This window comes from Pseudomonas sp. HMWF006 (assembly GCF_003061205.1).
GTDB classification, from domain to species: domain Bacteria; phylum Pseudomonadota; class Gammaproteobacteria; order Pseudomonadales; family Pseudomonadaceae; genus Aquipseudomonas; species Aquipseudomonas monsensis.
In genome coordinates this window covers 1-1890 of sequence record NZ_QAIU01000239.1, presented here as the reverse complement: position 1 = coordinate 1890, position 1890 = coordinate 1, and the positions used below count along the sequence as shown (strand labels likewise).

Genomic DNA, 1890 nt, shown 5'->3' with positions numbered 1-1890 from the left:
TGGATGTCAGTGGTTTGTATTACTACGGTGCGCGCTACTACGCGCCATGGTTGCAGCGCTGGCTCAGCGCCGATCCGGCGGGAGATGTCGACGGGCTGAATCTGTATGGGTTCGTCGGCAATAACCCGCTGGTCTTCATTGATAACGACGGCACCAGCAAAGACACGCCTGACAATGACCGACAGGACATCGAAGACTACACAAAAGTGCTGGATACCTTGGGAATCGAGATGCAGGCCATGGATGTTCAACTGAACAACCTGTTCAGCAACGGGAGTATCGGAAAACGCTTTGCGGTGAACACTGCCTATCACCTGACAAAAGCGGGTGCGAGTACAAGCGCTGCCGCTCTGGTTTCCAGTATTGCTCCCGGCGTGCCTTTGGTCCCAACGATAGCCAGTACTATCGTGAGTAAAGTTGTGGAGAAGCTGAGTATTTACAAAAACTTCTCGACCCCCATTTTGCCTGACCCTCGGAAAATCAATCCAGAAAGCCTGCATACCGAAGCCACGGTGGGTGTATTGAACCGACCGCTGCAATTCGCCAAAAAATTTGTCATGGGTTACGACCCACGCAGCGGGCAGGGAAGAAAACAAATCGCTTCAGTCGTCACTTCAACAGCACTTGGGCACGTGGGCGTGCCCGCTGCAAGTGACCTGATGGCAATCGCCCAATCAGGGAGCGATGTCGCTGCCGCAGTGGTGGGCCTGCAAGACTCGACCATCGACGATTTAGAGCGAGGTCTCGGCCTGATTATCGACCTCCTGAATCAAGACCGAATTGAAGTCAACGCCGCGTTCGCTCGATTGGAGTTCAACGAATTCTATTCCGAAGGTGTTCTCGGATCATTGAATTACGCCTACGACATGCTCACAAAAAATGTTGGCACCAGCCAGGGCGGGATGATCCGTCGGGATGAGATTCAAGCGCAAATATCGGTACGAATCGCACAAGCCAATCGCAACCTTGAACTGATTGGAAGGTATCGCCAGTACAACGCACAACGAGCAGCCTAGAACACGGGGATCGCAGCCCCCACAACATCCGGGAGCAACGGCAGGCGAAGGGATTACTGGAACCAGCATATGAATACATCACCGCACTTTCGTACGCCCGACCTGTACATCCATGATCCTCGGACCTTGCCGGTGAAGCGTGTGGCGTACTTTCGTCAGGTAGCGGATGGCGTAGTGGAACGTCTTGTTACCTGCCAGCACCACAATGCAGCGGGACAGTTAGCCGAACAGTGGGATCCGCGGCTACCGCGGGCTAACCTCGTCACGTATTACAGCTTGCCCGGCACACCTTTGAAAATCGACAGCGTTGACGCCGGATGGCGTCTGCACCTTGCCGGGATGGCCGGTGAAGTGCTGGATCGCTGGGATGCACGCGGCAGTCATTGGCGCATGCGCTACGACCGTCAGTTACGTGTCGTGGCGGTCGCAGAAAACGACGAGGTGGATGTCGAAATATTTACCTACGCCGATTCCACGGCTGACCCCGGGCACAATCTGCGCGGACAACGGCAGGAACAGACTGATCCGTCAGGCACACTGCGCCTGCCCAGCTACAGCTTGTCCGGTCAGGCACTGGAGCAAACCCGCCGCTTCCATGATGCCGAGGCATTCACCACGCGCCACGCCTTCAGCCCCTTGGGCGCAGCATTGGAGCAAATCGACGCCGCGGGTCACCGGCAACAATGGCGCTACGACCTCTCGGGACAACTCAAACAGGTCCAGCTGCAACTGAAAAATCAAACCACATGGCGGCCGGTACTGCTCGCTGCACAATACAACGCGGCCGCACAGATCGTTGAGCAACGGGCCGGCAATGATGTCACCAGCCAGTGGATCTATGACCCTGCCGATGGCCGTCTGCGAAGACAATCGG

1 protein-coding gene and 1 pseudogene are annotated in these 1890 nt (G+C 56.2%); both read left to right on the top strand.

Going from position 1 to position 1890, the window contains the following annotated elements; all coding sequences use genetic code 11:
• Window positions 1–1016, top strand: a 1016-nt coding sequence (locus DBR24_RS31875) for an RHS repeat-associated core domain-containing protein (protein ID WP_256591370.1), incomplete at its 5' end; no start/stop codon positions are given.
• Window positions 1017–1085: 69 nt separating this feature from the next.
• Window positions 1086–1890: pseudogene (locus DBR24_RS09740) on the top strand (toxin); the annotation flags it as partial.